Source organism: Diaphorobacter ruginosibacter (assembly GCF_040396215.1).
GTDB lineage: Bacteria > Pseudomonadota > Gammaproteobacteria > Burkholderiales > Burkholderiaceae_C > Diaphorobacter_A > Diaphorobacter_A ruginosibacter_A.
This window is the reverse complement of record NZ_JBEBOW010000032.1, coordinates 1-18,298: the sequence shown is the minus strand read 5'-3', so window position 1 is coordinate 18,298 and position 18,298 is coordinate 1. Positions and strand designations below refer to the sequence as shown.

Here is an 18,298-nt window from a genome sequence, read left to right as displayed (position 1 = left end):
GAATACAATGCTGCGGCATGCGCAGACACATCCCATCCACGCAGGCGCTGGCCTGTTTCGAGGCGGCGGCCCGCCATGAGAGCTACACCCGCGCGGCGCAGGAACTGGCGCTCACGCAAAGCGCGGTGTCGCGGCAGATACTGGCGCTCGAAGACCAGCTCGGCGTGCAGCTCTTTCGCCGCACCCGCCACGGCGTCACCTTGACAGAGGCCGGGCGGCACTATGGCAAGCAGGTCGCGCGCTGGCTGCAGGGGCTGGAGCGCGATACGCTTGACGTGATGGCTCACCAGGGGCACGGAGGATCGCTCTCGCTCGCGGCCGTGCCCACGTTCGCCACCCGGTGGCTGATACCGCGGCTGCCGCTGCTGGCCAGGGAGCACCCGGACATCGTGGTGCATATCGAAACGCGCACGCGTCCTTTTCTTTTCTCCGACACCAGCTTCGATGCCGCGCTGTATGCGGGCACCGCCGACCAGGTCGCCAACTGGCCGGGGGTGCAGGTGCGCATGCTGATGCAGGAGGACGTGGTGCCCGTCTGCAGCCCGCGCCTGCTCGAACAAAGCGCGCCACGCGCCAGGGGGCGTGCGCATCAGCCGGTCGCGCCCGAGACCATCGCGCGGATGCCGCTGCTGCAGCAAAGCACCCGGCCCTATGGCTGGCAGCAATGGTTTCACGCCATGCAGGTCGACACGGCGCGCGCGCTGGATGGACCGCGCTACGAGCTGTTTTCCATGCTTGCCGTGGCCGCCGCCACGGGGCTGGGCGTGGCGCTCATTCCTCCCTTGCTGATCGAGGCGGAAATGGAGCGTGGCGATCTGGTCATCGCCTGCGCGCGGCCCTTGCGCGGGGAGCGGGCCTACTACCTGGTGACGCCCGCGCAGCCCGCAACGCCCATGCTCACGTCCTTCGGCGACTGGCTCGTCCGCATGGCGGGCGACCCGCAATTCCCCTGATTGACGCTGCGTGGCAAAGGGATAGTCTGCATCTGCACGCGCTGCCGCAGCGCGGGCCGGGTTTGTAGGAGAACATCCCCAGTAGCCAGTTCGTGGGAACCGCACGGCAGGCGCATGGTCGAATTCTCCATAACAACGCAAGGAGCACTGCCATGGCATTGGATGCTGTTTTTCATGCAACGACGTTCGAACCCACCGTGGATGAACTCGCCGTGCTCAAACGCATGGAAATGGGTGAACTGGTCAGCATGGGGGATGCGCTCAAGGAGCATCTGTCCAACCGGTTGCTGGACTGGGGAATGATTGGAAAGACATTCGACGGCAAGTTCACCATCACCGACCTTGGCAGGCAACAGATCCGACGCAGTTTCGCCTGAGCGTTCTCCGTTTCCGGCAGGCAGCGCGCGGTATTGAGCCGCGCGGCGTGCAAGGCTGCAAGCGGTGAGGAATCGCGTCAGCGCACCGGCGTTGCGAGGCAACGGGCCGTGCGAGGGAGGATTCGCCAGCTTCGCGTTTCTTCATGGACATTGAGGAAAGCAGCCTTGCGCTTGCCTGCGCAATCAATCTGGCCACGGCGGCCGGGCAGGCGGATGGCGCATTCATCCGCCTGGGGAACCGCCTGGCGGAGTGTTCCCGTTCAATCAAGCTTTGATATTCCGCAGGGAGCCGCTCGTCGCAACGCGGCGGCGCTGGATGAGGCGCTCCTATTGAGATTGCGCAAATACTGCCCGCATACTCAAAAATAGAATCGCCTTCATTCTCATTAAGAATAACAAAGCTGGGCTATGCAATTCACAGAAAACGCCTTTGCGCGGCCTGGGCGCGAGGGAGGAGGGTCGCTGCGGGTCCTGGCCGTGGCCGGGTTCTGTCTTGCGGTGTTGCTGACGGGGTGCGGAGGAGGCGGGGGCTCGTCATCGGTCGGCAATGCGGGTGAGGGCGAGACGCTTTCGTCCGTGGCCGGCCTGGGGCGCAAGATATTCAACGATGCCTCGCTTTCCGCTTCGGGGCTGCAATCCTGCGCGAGTTGCCATGAAAGCGCGCACGGGCATGCCGCGCCGAATGATCTGGCAGCCCAGTTCGGCGGCCCGAACATGGACCTGCAGGGCGGCCGGCTCTCGCCGGGCATTGGCTATCTGGCCGCCAACACGCCATTCTTCTTCGACGCCGAAGGGACCCCCACTGGTGGATTTTTCTGGGATGGGCGCGCCAGATCGCTGCAGGACCAGGCAGGGCAGCCGTTCCTCAATCCCGTTGAAATGGCGAACACGAGCAAGGCGGAGGTCATCGCCCGGCTGGCCGCCACGGACTATGCCGGCGAGTTCCGGCTCGTCTTCGGCGACACGGTTTTCAGTGACGTGGACGGTGCCTACGAGCGCATGACGCTCGCGCTCCAGCGCTACCAGCTCGAAGCTCCCGAGTTCAACGCATTCACCAGCAAGTACGACTATTTCCTGCTTGGCAAGGCGAGCCTGGGCGTGCAGGAAATGCGCGGACTGGCGCTGTTCAACAACCCTGCCAAGGGCAACTGCCTGGCCTGCCATCCATCTGCGCGCGGCGCGGACGGCAGCATGCCGATGTTCACCGACTTCACCTACGACAGCCTCGGTCTGCCGCGCAACCATGAACTCGGACAGAACAGCGATCCCAACTATTTCGACCTGGGACTGTGCGCGCGCGATACGGGAGATCTGCTGGAGCGCAAGGACCTGTGCGGGCTCTTCAAGGTTCCCACTTTGCGTAACGTGGCGTTGCGGCACGCCTATTTCCACAATGGCAAGTTCAAGACGCTCAAGGATGCGGTGACCTTCTATGTGCAGCGCGACACCCATCCCGAGAAGTACTACCCGCGCAACGCGGACGGTACCGTGAACAAGTTCGACGATCTTCCCGCCGAATACCACCGCAACGTGAACACCACCGAGGTTCCCTACGACCGCAAGCCCGGCGACGCACCGGCACTCAGCGATGACGAGGTGGACGACGTGGTCGCCTTCCTCAAGACCTTGACGGACGGCTACGAGCCATAGCCGGGGCGGCCTGCTGCGCCCGCATCCACCCGATTCATCCTTTCCCGCATGGGCCCACTCATCATGAATATCCACCTGAATCGCCGCGCAGGTTCCCTGGCCGCGCGCGCGTTTGTCCTGAGTCTCTGCATCGCCGCATTGCCGGCGCTCGCGCAACAGGCAGTCAGCGCCGCCGAAGAGCCCGCCATCTCCATGGCGGAATTGACGCGTCGCCTGGAGCGGCTCTCCGCCGAGCTGGCGAATGTGAAGTCCGAGCTTGCCCAGGTCAAGTCGCAGCAGGCCGCCACGCGAGATGCCGCGCCCACCGCTGCGGGCGGCTGGAACGGCGGGGGCGCCAGCACGCAGGCGAGTGGGGGCGCGGGCGCCATCGAGCAACCGCTGCCGGCGGCGCAGGAGCCCGCCACCGTGCTGTCGAGCTATGGCGAGATCAACTACAACCGGCCTTCCAAGGCGACGGAAAAATCACAGGCCGATGTGCGGCGGCTCGTCATCGGCCTGCAGCATCGCGTCAATGATCGCACCAAGGTGGTGGGTGAACTGGAGGTCGAGCACGCAGTCACTTCGGGTGAGGGCGATCCGGGCGAGGTGGCCGTCGAACAGGCTTACGTCGAGCATCAGCTCACGTCGTCGCTCGCGGCGCGCGGCGGCCTGTTCCTGATGCCGGCGGGGCTGCTCAACGAGAACCACGAGCCTACGGCGTTCTATGGCGTGGAGCGCAATTTCGTGGAGACCGCGATCATTCCCACCACCTGGCGCGAGGCGGGCGTGCAGCTCGTGGCGAACCTGGACAACGGACTCACGCTGCAAGGCGGCATCACCACCGGCTTCGACCTGACCAAATGGGACGCGGCTTCCAGCGAAGGCGCCGAATCGCCGCTGGGCGCCATCCATCAGGAGGCGGCGCAGGCCAGGGCCCGCAATCTTACGGTGTTCGGCGCGGCCAACTGGCGCGGCATTCCCGGACTGCTCGTCGGCGGCTCGGTGTTTACCGGCGATGCGACACACGGACAGGCCGGCTACCCCAGGTCGCGCGTCACGCTGGCCGATGTGCATGCGCGCTGGACGCCCGGGCGCTGGGATCTTTCGGCGCTCTATGCGCGCGGCAGCATCTCCAATACGGCGCGCCTGAACCAGACGCTGGTTGGCAACCCCACGCTGATTCCCAAGTCCTTCGACGGCTGGTACGCGCAGGCGGCCTACAAGCTCTGGTCGCAGGGCGACTATCAATTGAGCCCATTCGTGCGCTACGAGAATTTCAATACCGCGCGCTCCTATGCATACATCGGCCAGGGGCTGACCCCGGCGAGCGCGGACACCGAACGCGTGATCACCGTGGGTGCGAATTTCTGGCTGTCGCCCTCGGTGGTCGTCAAGGCCGACATCCAGCGCTTCAAGGTGTATTCGCAGTCCAATCGTGTGAACCTCGGCCTGGGCTGGAGTTTCTGATGCGCGTGACCCTGCTTCCCGCTGCCGCCATCGTCGCGCTGGCGCCCGCCGGAGCTTTTGCCGTGGACTACATGAGCGCCGAGCAGGCGCAAAAACGCATGTTTCCACAGGCCGATGCCTTCGAGCGGCTCGAGCCCGTGCTTGATGCCGACGACATGCGGCGGCTCAACGATGCGGGCCTCAAGCCGTACCCGCGTCGGCTGCCGGTGCATGTCGCGAAGCAGGGCGGCGGCACGCTGGGCTACTTCGTGGTTGACGAGGCCGTGGGTAAATTCGAGCGGATCACCTATGCCCTCGGCATGAATGCGGATGGCAGCGTGCGGCAGCTCGAAATCCTCTCCTACCGCGAAAGCCACGGCCATGAAATCCGTCTGCCCGCATGGCGCAGGCAATTCGAGGGCAAGACCGCAGGGTCGCCGCTGCGCGTGGGCGACGATATCGCCAACATCAGCGGCGCAACGCTCAGCTGTGCGCACGTGACCGACGGTGTGCGCCGCGACGTGGTCTGGCTGGACATGCTGCGCCGCGCGGGAAAGCTCCCATCATGACGGCGCACCGCCGCAATCCGGAGCCGCGCAGGTGGCAGCGCCGGGCACAGCCCGCGCTCGGGACTTTGGTGGAGATCGGCATATCCGGCACGGATGCCCGCTGCGAAGAGTCCATGCTGGCGGCGTTTGCCGAGATCGCCCAGGTGCAGCGGTGCATGTCGCGCTTCGATCCCGCGAGCGACGTATCGCGTTTTGCGGCATTGCGCGCGGGCGAGAGCATGCAGGTCGCCGCGCGGACCGCGCAAGTGCTGTGCGCCGCGCAGGATCTCGCGGATCTCAGCAAAGGGCTTTTCGATGTCACGCAAGGCCGCGCGCCCGCCGGCTGGCGATGCGATGCGGACGGGCGGCTTTTCAAGTTGCACGATGCAGCGGTGTTCGATCTCGGCGGGATTGCCAAGGGTTACGCGGTGGATGCGGCAGTGCGTGTGTTGCAGGAGCGGGACAGCCTGGGCGGCTGGGTGAATGCGGGCGGCGATGTGCGCGCATTCGGCGCCGTGCGGCTGCCGCTGTGGCTGCGCGATGAGCGCGAGGGCCGTGTGTGGCCATTTGCCCGGCTCGAAGACGGCGCCTTTTCCACGAGCTGGTATGGGGACGGCAGCCGAAGCGAGCTGTGGCAGGCGCCGCAGCCCGGCTCATCCCCCGCCTTTGCCGCGCACGTGAGCGTTGCCGCGCCGCAATGTCTCTGGGCAGATGCGCTCACCAAGATCGTGGCTGCGAGCGGCGACGCCGGGCATCCGCTGCTCGCGCGTTTTGGAGCACAGGCGTGGCTTCATTGAATCCGCTGCGCCGCTGGCAGCGCCGCCTGCTGTATTCGACCGTCTGGGCGCTGCTCGCCAGCGGCATCGGCTGGCTTGCGTTGCATTATTTTCTGGGCGCTGGCGCGGATCAACTGCCCCAGCCGGGCGAGCCCTGGCTCATGCGGCTGCATGGGCTGGCGGGATTCTCTGCGCTTTTCGCGGCTGGAATACTGGCTGCCGCCCATGTTCCGCAGGGGTGGCGCATGAACCCGCTCGCCGGGCGGGTGCGCGGGCAATCGGGCAGCCAGCGTGTGATGGGCATTGCACTCATCCTGCTGGGCGCCGCCTGCATGGCAAGCGCCTACGTGTTGTACTACTTCGCGCCGGAGGATATCCGTGCGCTGATCGGCTGGGCGCATGCCATTGCCGGAGTTTCGCTCGCACTGCTGCTGCCATTGCATGGCTGGCGTTGAGTGGGATGCGCGAGGGGCGGATTTTCCCGCGCGGCTATGCCTGCGCGAACTCCTTGAATGCAGCCACCGCATTCGCCGCATACATCAACGAGGGGCCGCCGCCCATGTAGACGGCTACGCCGAGCGCTTCGTGGACTTCGGCTTCGGTTGCGCCCAGCCGCACGAGGGCCTTGCTGTGAAATCCGATGCAGCCATCGCAGCGGTTGGCCACGCCGATGGCCAGTGCGATCAGTTCCTTGGTCTTGGCGTCGAGCGCGCCGTCGGCGATGGCGGACTTCGCCATGTCCGAGAATCCCTTCATGACGCCGGGAACGCCTTTGTGCAGTGCGGCCATGTTGCCGGTGATGGCGTGCGTGAGTTCCTTGTAGTGGCCAGTCGTTGTCATGGTGAAAGCTCCTTGGGATGATGCGTTGAGGAAAGCAGAAGGGCAGAGTGACAGCGGTGCCTTGCATCGCAGCGTCACAATCTATAGTTTATAAAAAAATATATTATCAATTTATAGATAAAAATCAAATGAAATGTGAGCAGCCGATGGATCGGATGAAAGGCTGCAGGTGTTGACCTGGCGGCTTGACTTTTATTTAGCGATAGCTAAATTAGAAAGATCTAAATAAAGTGACCCATGCAGTCGTTCCATGTCATCACGCAGCAAGCAGCAACAGTTCATCCAGCAAGGGGCCGAGAGGGCTGCCGCGTTGCTGCGCGCGGTCGCCAACGAGCATCGGCTCATCGTGCTGTGCCTGTTGATCGAGCATGGAGAAATGACGGTGGGCGGCCTCAATGAATACGTCAACCTGAGCCAGTCCGCGCTGTCGCAGCACCTGGCGAGGATGCGCGAGGAGGGGTTGATCGCATTCCGGCGCGACGCGCAGACGCTGCACTACCGCATCGAGGATCCGGATGTGTTCACGCTGATATCGAGCCTGAAGAAGATTTTCTGCACCTGAGCCGATAACTGGCGGCTCAGGGACGGTTCAGGTTTTTTTGTGTAGGAAGGGAAGACCATGAAATTCAATGTAGGCGGTTTCGACCGCGCACTCCGGATCATCATCGGACTGGTGCTGATCGCGCTGGCGGCCACCGGCACGGTCGGCTGGTGGGGGTGGCTGGGTGTCATCCCCTTGCTGACCGGGCTGATGCGTTTTTGCCCGTTCTATTCCATCTTCAAATGGAATACCTGCCCGCTGAGCAAGCGGCAGGATTGAGTTCCCGGGGCCCGGCGAGCGGCGCCGGGGCGGCTCAATGCCCCAGGTGCTGGGGCAGCACTTCCTGCAGGATGGTCGTGGCGATTTCCTCGATCGACTTGGTCGTGCTGGAGAGCCACTGAATGCCCGAGCGCCTCATCATCGCCTCCGCCTCGGCTACCTCGTGGCGGCAGTTGGCGAGGCTCGCATATCGGGAGTCCGGCCGGCGCTCGTTGCGGATGCTGGACAGGCGCTGCGGGTCGATGGTCAGGCCGAACAGTTTTTTGCGGTAAGGCTCCAGGGCGGGAGGGAGCTGCTTGCGGTCGAAGTCTTCGGGGATCAGCGGATAGTTCGCCACCTTGAGCCCGAACTGCATTGCCAGATACAGGCTCGTGGGTGTCTTGCCGCTGCGGCTGACGCCCACGAGGATCACGTCGGCGCCGGTCAGGTCGTTGTGGGTCTGTCCGTCGTCGTGCGCGAGCGTGTAGTTGATGGCCTCCATGCGCTCGAGGTATTCCTTGCTCTCGCTGATGTCGGCAAAGCGGCCCACGCGATGCAGGGACTTCTGGCCAAGCTCGACTTCGAGCGGGCGCACGAAGGTGCCGAACATGTCAAACACCTTGCCTTTGCATTGCGCCTCGATGAGATCGAGCATTTCCTGGTTCACCAGCGTGGTGAACACGATGGGCTTCTTGTTCTCCACCTCGGCTACGTGGTTGACCTGGCGGATTGCCTGGTGGGCCTTGTCCATGGAGTCCACGAACGGAATGCGGATCAGCCGCGGCTTGGTGTCGAACTGGGCCATGATGGCGGTGCCGAACGTCTCGGCTGTAATGCCTGTGCCATCGGAGATCACGAAAATCGTATGGGTGTGCATTGCGCGCAGGGCTGTGCTCATATTTCAGTATTTGAAAACGCCGGAACGAAAACCTTTTTTCATTGTCGGGCTGGGCCGGCCGCTTTGCGCGCGCCGTCCCATCGCCCCCTACAATGGCGCCCATTATTCCCATTTTCCCTCCCATGTTGTTCACTGGCCGCCTACAACCAGAACATCCAAGCGCCTCGCCGGGCGACGTGGGAGAGGGCGTTGCGCGCTTCATATCGGCCTGCGGGCCGATGAGCGCCGCAGGCCTGCACCGGTTTTTAAACTCTGGAGCTTCCCCATGTCTGCACGCTATGAGACGACCGCCCTGGTCGTTCCGTTTGAGAACCTGAGAATGACCGACGTCGAGGTCGTGGGCGGCAAGAACGCCTCGCTCGGCGAAATGATTTCCCAATTGCCGGAAGGTGTGCGTGTGCCGACCGGCTTTGCCACCACGGCCCATGCGTTCCGCGAATTCCTGAAGCACGAAGGCCTTGCCGAGCGCATCAGCAAGAAGCTGGCGTCGCTGAACGTGGACGACGTGCGCGCGCTGGCCGAGGCCGGCGCGGAAATCCGCAGCTGGATGGAAAACCAGCCTTTTCCCGCCGATCTGGAAAAGTCGGTCCGCGATGCATTTGCAACCCTGTCCGCCGGCAATGCGCAGGCCAGCTTTGCCGTGCGCTCCTCGGCGACGGCGGAGGATCTGCCGGACGCATCCTTCGCGGGCCAGCAGGAGACCTTCCTGAACGTGGTGGGCGTTGAAGATGTGCTGCACAAGATGAAGGAAGTGTTCGCATCGCTGTATAACGACCGCGCCATCTCCTACCGTGTCCACAAGGGCTTCGCGCACGATGTGGTGGCGCTGTCCGCCGGCGTGCAGCGCATGGTGCGCTCCGATACCGGCGCCGCCGGCGTGATGTTCACCATCGACACCGAGTCCGGCTTCGAGGACGTGGTGTTCATCACATCGAGCTACGGCCTGGGTGAGACCGTGGTGCAGGGCGCCGTCAATCCCGACGAGTTCTACGTTCACAAGCCCATGCTGGATGCTGGCAACAAATCCGTCATCCGCCGCAATCTGGGCAGCAAGCTGATCCAGATGGTGTTCGCGTCGGCCGAGGAAAAGGCCGCCACGGGCAAGCTGGTGAAGACCACCGACGTGGCCCCCGAGCTGCGCAATCGCTATTCGCTCTCCGACGCCGACGTCGAGCAGCTGGCCAGGTACGCGATGATCATCGAGAAGCACTACGGCCGCCCGATGGACATCGAGTGGGGCAAGGACGGCACCGACGGCCAGCTCTACATCCTGCAGGCCCGCCCCGAAACCGTGAAGAGCCAGGCCAAGGGCCAGGCCGAGCAGCGCTTCAAGCTCAAGGGCACGGGTACCGTGATCGCGGAGGGCCGCGCCATCGGCCAGAAGATCGGCACCGGCCCGGTGCGCCTGGTGAACGATATCGCCGAGATGGAGAAGGTGCAGGCCGGCGATGTGCTGGTGACGGATATGACCGATCCGAACTGGGAGCCGGTGATGAAGCGCGCATCCGCCATCGTGACCAACCGTGGAGGCCGCACCTGCCACGCGGCGATCATCGCGCGCGAGCTGGGCATTCCGGCGGTCGTGGGTTGCGGCGATGCGACTTCGCTGCTCAAGGACGGCACGCTGGTGACCGTGAGCTGCGCCGAAGGCGATACCGGCAGGATCTACGATGGCCTGCTTGAAACCGAGGTGACCGAGGTGCAGCGTGGCGTGATGCCCAAGATCGGCACCAAGATCATGATGAACGTAGGCAATCCGCAACTGGCCTTCGACTTCGCGCAACTGCCCAATGAAGGCGTCGGACTGGCGCGCCTGGAATTCATCATCAACAACAACATCGGCGTGCACCCCAAGGCCATCCTGGACTACCCCGCTGTCGATGCCGACCTGAAGAAGGCCGTCGAATCGGTGGCCCGTGGCCATGCCTCGCCACGCGCTTTCTACGTGGACAAGATCACCGAAGGTGTGGCAACGATCGCTGCGGCGTTCTACCCCAAGCCGGTCATCGTGCGCATGTCGGACTTCAAGTCCAACGAATACCGCAAGCTGATCGGCGGCAGCCGCTACGAGCCCGAAGAAGAAAATCCGATGCTGGGTTTCCGCGGCGCGGCGCGCTACATCAGCGAGGATTTCGGCGAAGCCTTCGCAATGGAATGCGAGGCCTTGAAGCGGGTGCGCGGCGACATGGGGCTGACCAACGTCCAGATCATGGTGCCGTTCGTGCGCACGCTCAAGCAGGCCGAGCGCGTGACGACCCTGCTGGCGGATCATGGCCTCAAGCGCGGTGAGAACGGCCTGAAGGTCATCATGATGTGCGAAGTGCCTTCGAACGCCGTGCTGGCCGAGCAGTTCCTGCAATACTTCGACGGCTTCTCGGTGGGCTCGAACGACCTGACGCAGCTCACCCTGGGTCTGGACCGCGACTCCGGCCTCGAGCTGCTGGCGGCCGACTTCGACGAACGCGATCCCGCGGTGCAGGCGCTGCTCAAGCGCGCCATCGACGCCTGCCTGGCGCAAGGCAAGTATGTGGGCATCTGCGGCCAGGGCCCCAGCGACCATCCGGATTTTGCGAAATGGCTTGCCGACCAGGGCATCTCGTCGATTTCGCTCAATCCCGACAGCGTGGTCACGACCTGGCAGAATCTGGCGAACTAAGCAAGTCCCAAGGAGCCCGCCCGCATGTTGCCGCATTCCGAGAATGATGAGCATGTGGGCACTCCCTTCCCGCCCGACATGCATGACGCCCGGCACTTGTGGCTCAAGGCCGGGCTTCTGGCCGTCTGGGCATTGGTGACTTTTGGCGCGAGCTGGTTCGTCCGTGATCTGATCTGGGACATGGGACAGTGGCAATTCGGCTATTGGGTGGTCGCCCAAGGGGCAGTCCTGATGTTCATCGCGATCACCTGCGTTTACTGTGCAGCCATGAACCATTTCGAGCGACAGGATCAACAACGCGAATCCAGCGCCCCTCGCCGCGATGAGTGAGCGCGGCGCAGGCGACGGCCGTTCCTACTCAAGACGCCTTGCGCGCATTCTGGCGCTATACGTCGTCGGCGTGCTGGGTTTCATCGGCACGCTGGCCTGGGCTGAGCGCCAGGGCCTGTCGCGCCACTGGATCGGGCCGATCTTCCTGTTTCTCACCGTGATGGCGTACGCCGGCATCGGCGTCTATGGCCGCACGACGGATCCCGAGGAATACTACGTCGCGGGAAGGCGGATTCCGCCGCTGTACAACGGCATGGCGGCGGCAGCCGACTGGATGAGCGCGGCATCGTTCATCAGCCTTTCCGGCGCGCTGTACCTGCAGGGCTTTTCCGGCTTGCCGGGGCAGGCGGGCGGGCTGGCCTATCTGCTGGGCTGGACCGGCGGATTCTGCCTCGTGGCGATATTGATCGCGCCGCATCTGCGGGCGATGAACCTCTACACCATCCCCGATTTCTTCCAGGTGCGCTTCGGCGGCCGCTGGCCGCGCGTGATCGCGGCGCTGGCGGCGGTGATCTGCTCGTTCACCTACGTGGTCGCGCAGATCTATGGCGTCGGATTGATCGCATCGCGCCTGACGGGCGTGCAGTTCGAGATCGGCATCATGCTGGGCCTGGGAGGCGTGCTGCTGTGCTCGTTTCTCGGGGGGATGCGCGCGATCACCTGGACCCAGGTGGCGCAGTACGTGGTGATCCTGCTGGCGTTCCTGATTCCCGTCTCGTGGCTTGCATACAAGCAGCTCGGCAGTCCGTTGGCGGTGATGGAGTATGGCGCGCAGATCCGCAAGATTGCCGAGCTGGAGCAGCGCTTGCTGGATTCGCCCGCGGAGATAGAGGTGCAGCAGGCCTATCTGCGCCGCGCGCGCGAATACGAGGCGCGGCTCACCGATGTCCGGGTCGCGCTGGAGCATGAACGCGCCGCCGCGCGCGCGCGCATTCAGCAACTGCGCTCGCAGAACGCGGACGTGGGCCTGATCGTCGCGGCGAGCCGCGAGCTGGTGAACATGCCGCGCGATGAGGATGCCGCCCGCGAGCTGTGGGCGCGCGAGATGCGCGAAAACTACGAGCGCGCGCGCCCTCTGGGCGGCCTGCCCCGGCACAGCCAGGAATATGCGGGCGACCCGAGGGGCTCCAGCGAGGAGCGCGAGACCTTCAACAACATGCGCCGCAATTTCCTGGCGCTGATGTTCTGCCTGATGGTCGGCACCGCGGGCCTGCCGCATTTGCTCACGCGCTACTACACCGTGCCGTCGGTGGCGGCGGCGCGCTCCTCGGTGGCATGGTCGCTGTTCTTCATCGCCTTGCTTTACCTGAGCGCGCCAGCGCTCGCCGCGCTGGTCAAGCATGAGGTCATGAACACGCTGGTGGGCAGCCGTTTCGATGCGCTGCCCAGTTGGATGGCGCAATGGTCGCGGCTGGATGGCGCGCTGCTCTCGGTGGAGGACGTGAACGGCGACGGCATCCTGCAGTTTGGCGAGATGCGCTTCGGCGCCGACCTGATCATGCTGGCGACGCCCGAGATCGCGGGCCTGCCGTATGTGATTTCCGGCCTGGTGGCGGCGGGCGGCCTGGCTGCCGCGCTATCGACGGCCGACGGCCTGCTGCTCACCATCAGCAATGCGCTGGTGCGCGATCTCTACTTTCGGGAAACCCGCCGCCGCGCGACGCCCGAGCAGCGGGTGATTCTGACGAAATTCGCGCTGCTCACCGTCGCGCTGTCGGCGGCCTTCGTCGCGGCGCTCAAGCCCTCGGAGATCCTGCCGATGGTCTCGGCCTCTTTTTCCATCGCGGGCTCGGCCTTCGTTCCCGTCATGGTGCTGGGCATATTCTGGCGTGGAACCACGCGCGCGGGCGCCGTGGCGGGAATGGTCAGCGGCCTGCTGATCACCGTCTATTACCTGCTCTCCCAGGTGGATGCGGTGCGCGCCGTGGTGCCAGGCGTCTTGCTGGTCGATGGGCTGTGGTTCGGCATTCAGCCCATTTCCGCGGGCGTGTTCGGCGTGCCTTGCGGTTTTGCCGTCGCCTGGCTGGTGAGTCTTGCGACCCGCTCGCGCGGGCGCGGGCAAGTATTGGCGGGCGCGGCTGAATGAGCTGTGAAACGGGAGATAAAAGTCACCACATCCGGGCTATCCCGATAGCCAAACTATTTAACATTTGAGATGGTTGGATACCACGATAGTTGCGGCGGATGAAAGGTGAAGATGATCTACGCGAAAACGCAAACGGGACAGCAGGTGCTGAAAGACCGGCATGGCACGCTGACGCCTCGCCAGCGGACCGCCTTCATCCTGTTCGACGGAAAGCGAACGCTCCAGCAGGTGCTGGAAGCCACGGCGGCCATGGGCATCACCGGGCAGGACATACAGTCCATGGTGGACCTGGGCCTGCTCGAGGCCGCGGCTGGGCAGGCGGCGGCGCCCGGCAAGGCCGGGAAGGCGCGCGATGAGGCGGGCGCGGCCGATGCTGCCGAGACCGCCGGGACGGATGCCTCCGCCTCCACCATGGCTGATGATTTCAGGAATTCCGGTGACCGCTATCAGGAGGCCTACCGTATCGCGACCGAACTGGCGTCCGGCCTGGGCCTGCGCGGCCTGCCGCTGACACTGGCCGTCGAGGCAGCCAGCGGCTATCGTGAACTCCTGGCGCTTGCACCGAAAATCCGCGCAGCCGTGGGCGAAGCCAAGTATGCGCGCCTCGATCAGGCTCTGAATGGCTGATCCCGGAATGAAAAACGCGCCCGCTCGGCGAGGGGCGCGTCAAATATCATCGAATCCGGCAGGGCGCGCGATCAGCCGCCGACCGCCAGCAGTTCCACATCGAACTTGAGCGTGGCGTTGGGAGGAATCACGCCGCCGGCGCCGCGCGCGCCATAGCCCAGGGCGGCGGGAATCAGCAGGGTGCGCTGGCCGCCCACCTTCATGCCTTGCACGCCTTCGTCCCAGCCCTTGATCACCATGCCCGCGCCCAGGGGGAATTCGAACGGGTCGTTGCGGTCGCGGCTGGAGTCGAACTTGGCGCCTTGCTGGCCGTCGTTGTAGAGCCAGCCGGTGTAGTGCACGCGGACCGGAGCGCCGGCCTTGGCTTCTGCGCCGTCGCCAACGACGTTGTCCTGATATTGCAGGCCGGAAGCGGTAGTGATGAGTGACATGGAGAGATTCCCTGGAGTGTCCCGATGGACGGGTGTTGAAAAATGATCGGGCCCGCACTGTGCGCATCTGTCGGCGGGCCATGTGCCAAGCATAGTGCCAAAAACGGCAAACCCGCGTGGGTCGCGGGTTGCATCGAAGGGGCAGTCCGGGAAATCAGAACGGACGGCCGGGCGTGCCCGGTTTGGGAAAACCTGCTTCCGGCAAGGAATCCGTCGATGATCCGCCTGCGCCGGGAGAACCGGTGGCGGGCGTGGCGTTGGCCGGCGTGGATGGCGGCGCGGGCGCGCGGGTAGCGGCCTTGCGCGGATGCGCCGCGGCCCAGCGCACGGCGAAGGGCTGTACGTCGGACAGGCGCTTGAGCAGGTCGAGCCCGACAGGCGTGACCGTGTAGCCATCGTTGCCGTGATCGAGCATCCCGGCCTCGCGCAGCTCCTTGATGCGCGTGTTCAGCGTATTGGGCGTGATTCCGCCCACGCTGTCCTGCAGCAGGCGAAAGGTTTGCGGATGCCCGTCGCGCAGCGCCCACAGCACGCGCATCGCATAGCGGCATTCAAGCCGCTCGAACAACTGGTTGACGGCGGCGTTGTCTTTGGAGCTCATGAATGCTTCTCCTTGCGCATGAATGGATGTTGGCCCCGCAAGCACGGAGGCGGGGCGCGGCAAAAACGGCATCAATATAGCGTGGAATCCCGTTTGCTACAAGTTTGGTAGCTTTGTGGCGGTGGTGGTATTACCAGTTGCTCACGTTCCGTTGCACCAAGGCCACCGCAGTCAACCGCCGGACTCAATGGGCAGCCTGGGCAGCCGTTCGCGCGCGCGGTGTCTGCGCCAGCTGCACCAGCACCAGCAGTGTGTTGTTGACAGGCGTGGCGATGCTGCGGGCCCTGGCGCGTTGCACGACGTAGCCATTCAGATGCTCGATCTCGGTGAGCTTGCCGCGCGCCAGATCCTGCGCGGTCGATGAGTGCTGCCCGGGCATGGTTTGCGGCAGGCCATGCACCGCTGCGCGCAGATTGTCCGGCAGCCCAATGCCATCCGCGCGCGCAACCGCGAGGCACTCATCGATGATTTCGTCGATCAGCGGGTTCACGCCGCTTTGCTCGACCAGCCAGCCATAAGGCATCTGCGTGAGCGCAGACAGTGCGTTGTATGCGCAGTTGATGACGAGCTTGCTCCAGAGCGCTCCGCGCACGTTGCCGGAAACCTGGGTCGGAATGCCGGCCGCCGTGAACTGCCGTGCGACCTGGTCGCTGCGCACGCCCGGCGCGATCAGCAGTTCGCCACGTCCGTAGTGCCGCACATGGCCGGGGCCGGCCATCGCGGTCGCCACATAGACCACGGCGGCTGCGACGGGGTGGCCGGCACCCAGCACGGCGCTGGCGCGCTCGTCGTTGTCCACGCCGTTTTGCAGAGTGAGCACCAGCGTGTCCGGTGAGAGGTAAGGCTTGATCTGGCCAGCCACGGCTTCGGTGTCGGTCGATTTGACGCAGAACAGGACGACGTCCGCGCCCCGCACGGCGCTCGCGTCGGTGCTGGCACCCATGGGAACATGGATGTCCCGCTCGGCGGTCTGCAGCCGCAGGCCATGCTGCTTGATGGCCTCCACGTGCGCTTGCCTGCCGATCAGCGTGACCTTGTGGCCGGCCAGTGCGAGCATGGCTCCGAAATAGCAGCCGACAGCGCCCGCGCCCATGACGGCGATGGACAGGAGCGATGATTGGGATGGGTCTTGTGCGGTGGCTGTGTTCATGGCGGTCGAGGTCCGGGGCAAGGGTGGCGGCAGCCATGCCACTATAGCCATTTGCACCGTGGACCGCATGGGCCGTGCGCACAACCGCCCGCCGCGCCAGGCCAGGCAGGGGCGGATGCGGCCGCAGCGGAAGGAGTGTGCGGCCAGAAGCAGGAAAGCCCCGCACGGCGGGGTGCGGGGCTTTCAGGGGCTTTTGGGGTTCCGGGCGCTCCAGACGCTCCAGGGGGCCGTGGGGCCAGCGCCGTGGCTGTTACAGCGAGTCGATGAAGCTGCGCAGCTTGTCCGAGCGGCTGGGGTGCTTGAGCTTCCTCAGCGCCTTGGCTTCGATCTGGCGGATGCGCTCGCGCGTCACGTCGAACTGCTTGCCCACTTCTTCCAGCGTGTGGTCGGTGGACATTTCAATACCGAAGCGCATGCGCAGCACCTTGGCTTCGCGCGGCGTCAGGCCATCGAGGATGTCCTTGACCACGTCGCGCAGGCCTGCCTGCATCGCCGCGTCGACCGGCGCGGTGTTGTTGCTGTCCTCGATGAAATCGCCCAGGTGGGAGTCGTCGTCGTCGCCGATGGGGGTTTCCATCGAGATCGGCTCCTTGGCGATCTTCATGATCTTGCGGATCTTGTCCTCGGGGATCTCCATCTTGGCTGCCAGGATGGACGCATCGGGCTCGAAACCAAACTCTTGCAAGTGCTGGCGCGAGATGCGGTTCATCTTGTTGATGGTCTCGATCATGTGCACCGGGATGCGGATCGTGCGGGCCTGGTCTGCGATCGAGCGCGTGATGGCCTGGCGGATCCACCAGGTGGCGTAGGTCGAGAACTTGTAGCCCCGGCGGTATTCGAACTTGTCCACGGCCTTCATCAGGCCGATGTTGCCTTCCTGGATCAGGTCGAGGAACTGCAGGCCGCGGTTCGTGTACTTCTTGGCAATCGAGATCACCAGGCGCAGGTTGGCCTCGATCATCTCCTTCTTGGCATCGCGCGACGCGGCTTCGCCGGCGTTCATGCGCTTGTTGATGTCCTTGAGCTCGGTCAGCGGCACGACCACGCGGGATTGCAGGTCGATCAGGCGCTGCTGCAGATCCTGGACCGGCGGAATGTTGCGCGAGAGGATGTTGCTCCAGGGCTTGCCGGAGGCGGCCTGCTTCTCCACCCACTGCAGGTTCAGCAGGTTGGGCGGGAATTCCTTGATGAAGGTTTCCTGCGGCATGCCGCACTTGTCCACGATGATGCGCCGCAGCTCGCGTTCTTTCTTGCGGACGTCGTCCACCTGCGCGCGCAGCATGTCGCACAGCTTCTCGATCGTCTTGGCGGTGAAGCGGATGGTCATGAGTTCAGCGGAGATGTCGTGCTGAATTTTCATGTATGCAGCGCCGCCGTAGCCGTCCTTGTCATAGACCTTGTGCATCTTCTCGAAGTGCTCGCGCAGGACGTCGAAGCGGCGCAGCGCTTCGTTCTTGAGCTCTTCGAGCTTCTTGGTCAGCGCCTTGGAGCCGCCCTTGCCGTCGTCGTCGTCTTCCTCGTCGAACTCGTCGAAGTCTTCCTCGGCGACGTAGTCATCGGCTTCGTTGGGGTTGGAGAAACCGTCGACGATGGTCGAGATGACGACCTTGCCTTCGCGGATTTCCTCGGCCATCTGCAGGATCTCGGCGATCGTCGCCGGCGATGCGGAGATCGCCTCCATCATGTCCTGCAGACCGCCTTCGATACGCTTGGCGATTTCGATTTCGCCCTCGCGGGTCAGCAGCTCCACCGTGCCCATCTCGCGCATGTACATGCGCACCGGGTCTGTCGTGCGGCCGAATTCGGAGTCCACCGTGGACAGCGCCGCCTCGGCTTCTTCCTCGGCTTCCTCGACCGTGGTGGCGGTGGGCGTCACATTGTTCTGGAACAGGGTCTCCGCGTCGGGCGTCTGCTCGTACACGGCCACGCCCATGTCGTTCAACATGGTGACCACGACTTCCATCGTTTCCGCATCCACCAGCTTGTCGGGCAGGTGGTCGGAGATCTCGACCTGCGTGAGGTAGCCGCGCGTCTTGCCCAGCGTGATCAGCTTCTTGAGTTGCGAGCGGCGCTTGGCAATGTCTTCCTCGGACAGAACGGTTTCGTCCAGGCCGAATTCCTTCATCAAGGCGCGTTCCTTGGCCTTGCTGA

General features: G+C 64.3%; 19 protein-coding genes and 1 pseudogene. 14 read left to right on the top strand and 6 right to left on the bottom strand.

The window, feature by feature from the left end; genetic code table 11:
* Window positions 1–17: 17 nt before the first annotated feature.
* The 8 genes from ABWP92_RS06280 (at window position 18) to ABWP92_RS06245 (ending at window position 6,184) form a co-directional block, all read left to right on the top strand.
* Complete coding sequence (locus ABWP92_RS06280) at window positions 18–953, top strand: LysR substrate-binding domain-containing protein (protein ID WP_353234508.1); 936 nt, start codon at window positions 18–20, stop codon at window positions 951–953.
* Window positions 954–1,105: 152 nt separating this feature from the next.
* Window positions 1,106–1,330, top strand: a complete 225-nt coding sequence (locus tag ABWP92_RS06275) for a hypothetical protein (protein ID WP_353234507.1) — start codon at window positions 1,106–1,108, stop codon at window positions 1,328–1,330.
* Window positions 1,331–1,473: 143 nt separating this feature from the next.
* Complete coding sequence (locus ABWP92_RS06270; protein WP_353234506.1) at window positions 1,474–1,605, top strand: hypothetical protein; 132 nt, start codon at window positions 1,474–1,476, stop codon at window positions 1,603–1,605.
* Window positions 1,606–1,738: 133 nt separating this feature from the next.
* Entirely contained in the window at window positions 1,739–2,980 is a 1,242-nt protein-coding gene (locus ABWP92_RS06265) for a cytochrome-c peroxidase (RefSeq protein ID WP_353234505.1), read from the top strand.
* A 48-nt stretch (window positions 2,981–3,028) separates the two neighbouring features.
* A complete protein-coding gene (locus tag ABWP92_RS06260) occupies window positions 3,029–4,426 on the top strand; it encodes a putative porin (protein WP_353234504.1) in 1,398 nt (465 codons plus the stop codon).
* A complete protein-coding gene (locus ABWP92_RS06255) occupies window positions 4,426–4,974 on the top strand; it encodes an FMN-binding protein (RefSeq protein ID WP_353234503.1) in 549 nt (182 codons plus the stop codon). The genes ABWP92_RS06260 and ABWP92_RS06255 overlap by 1 nt, the downstream gene beginning before the upstream one ends.
* Complete coding sequence (locus ABWP92_RS06250; protein ID WP_353234502.1) at window positions 4,971–5,750, top strand: FAD:protein FMN transferase; 780 nt, start codon at window positions 4,971–4,973, stop codon at window positions 5,748–5,750. The genes ABWP92_RS06255 and ABWP92_RS06250 overlap by 4 nt, the downstream gene beginning before the upstream one ends.
* Window positions 5,738–6,184: a hypothetical protein gene (locus ABWP92_RS06245; RefSeq protein WP_353234501.1), complete on the top strand. Its 447-nt coding sequence runs from the start codon at window positions 5,738–5,740 to the stop codon at window positions 6,182–6,184. The genes ABWP92_RS06250 and ABWP92_RS06245 overlap by 13 nt, the downstream gene beginning before the upstream one ends.
* Before the next feature lie 34 nt (window positions 6,185–6,218).
* On the opposite strand, the gene ABWP92_RS06240 is transcribed toward ABWP92_RS06245, so the two are convergent.
* Window positions 6,219–6,569, bottom strand: coding sequence for a carboxymuconolactone decarboxylase family protein (locus ABWP92_RS06240; protein ID WP_353234500.1), 351 nt, complete (start codon window positions 6,567–6,569; stop codon window positions 6,219–6,221).
* A 250-nt stretch (window positions 6,570–6,819) separates the two neighbouring features.
* On the opposite strand from ABWP92_RS06240, the gene ABWP92_RS06235 reads away from it, so the two are divergent.
* The gene (locus tag ABWP92_RS06235) at window positions 6,820–7,131 is read left to right on the top strand and encodes an ArsR/SmtB family transcription factor (protein WP_353234499.1); all 312 of its coding nucleotides are present in this window, start codon (window positions 6,820–6,822) and stop codon (window positions 7,129–7,131) included.
* 57 nt (window positions 7,132–7,188) lie between these two features.
* Entirely contained in the window at window positions 7,189–7,389 is a 201-nt protein-coding gene (locus tag ABWP92_RS06230) for a YgaP family membrane protein (RefSeq protein ID WP_353234498.1), read from the top strand.
* A gap of 34 nt (window positions 7,390–7,423) precedes the next feature.
* Here ABWP92_RS06230 and ppsR read toward each other — a convergent pair whose 3' ends face one another.
* Entirely contained in the window at window positions 7,424–8,245 is an 822-nt protein-coding gene (ppsR, locus tag ABWP92_RS06225) for a posphoenolpyruvate synthetase regulatory kinase/phosphorylase PpsR (protein WP_353234518.1), read from the bottom strand.
* Window positions 8,246–8,531: 286 nt separating this feature from the next.
* Here ppsR and ppsA point away from each other — a divergent pair, with 286 nt between their 5' ends.
* The 4 genes from ppsA to ABWP92_RS06205 all read left to right on the top strand — a co-directional run bounded on the left by ppsA (window position 8,532) and on the right by ABWP92_RS06205 (window position 13,965).
* A complete protein-coding gene (gene ppsA / locus ABWP92_RS06220) occupies window positions 8,532–10,922 on the top strand; it encodes a phosphoenolpyruvate synthase (protein ID WP_353234497.1) in 2,391 nt (796 codons plus the stop codon).
* 27 nt (window positions 10,923–10,949) lie between these two features.
* Window positions 10,950–11,252: a DUF4212 domain-containing protein gene (locus tag ABWP92_RS06215; RefSeq protein WP_502907462.1), complete on the top strand. Its 303-nt coding sequence runs from the start codon at window positions 10,950–10,952 to the stop codon at window positions 11,250–11,252.
* Window positions 11,245–13,338: a VC_2705 family sodium/solute symporter gene (locus ABWP92_RS06210; protein ID WP_353234495.1), complete on the top strand. Its 2,094-nt coding sequence runs from the start codon at window positions 11,245–11,247 to the stop codon at window positions 13,336–13,338. The genes ABWP92_RS06215 and ABWP92_RS06210 overlap by 8 nt, the downstream gene beginning before the upstream one ends.
* Before the next feature lie 111 nt (window positions 13,339–13,449).
* Complete coding sequence (locus ABWP92_RS06205; protein ID WP_353234494.1) at window positions 13,450–13,965, top strand: hypothetical protein; 516 nt, start codon at window positions 13,450–13,452, stop codon at window positions 13,963–13,965.
* Window positions 13,966–14,036: 71 nt separating this feature from the next.
* Here the strand turns inward: ABWP92_RS06205 and ABWP92_RS06200 are convergent, their stop codons facing one another.
* The 4 genes and pseudogenes from ABWP92_RS06200 to rpoD all read right to left on the bottom strand — a co-directional run.
* Window positions 14,037–14,396, bottom strand: coding sequence for an FKBP-type peptidyl-prolyl cis-trans isomerase (locus tag ABWP92_RS06200; protein ID WP_353234493.1), 360 nt, complete (start codon window positions 14,394–14,396; stop codon window positions 14,037–14,039).
* 298 nt (window positions 14,397–14,694) lie between these two features.
* Window positions 14,695–14,997 (bottom strand): annotated as a pseudogene (locus tag ABWP92_RS06195) (winged helix-turn-helix transcriptional regulator); the annotation flags it as partial.
* A gap of 184 nt (window positions 14,998–15,181) precedes the next feature.
* The gene (locus tag ABWP92_RS06190; RefSeq protein ID WP_353234492.1) at window positions 15,182–16,147 is read right to left on the bottom strand and encodes a ketopantoate reductase family protein; all 966 of its coding nucleotides are present in this window, start codon (window positions 16,145–16,147) and stop codon (window positions 15,182–15,184) included.
* A gap of 250 nt (window positions 16,148–16,397) precedes the next feature.
* A partial coding sequence (gene rpoD / locus ABWP92_RS06185; RefSeq protein ID WP_353234491.1) for an RNA polymerase sigma factor RpoD occupies window positions 16,398–18,298 on the bottom strand: 1,901 nt, incomplete at its 5' end.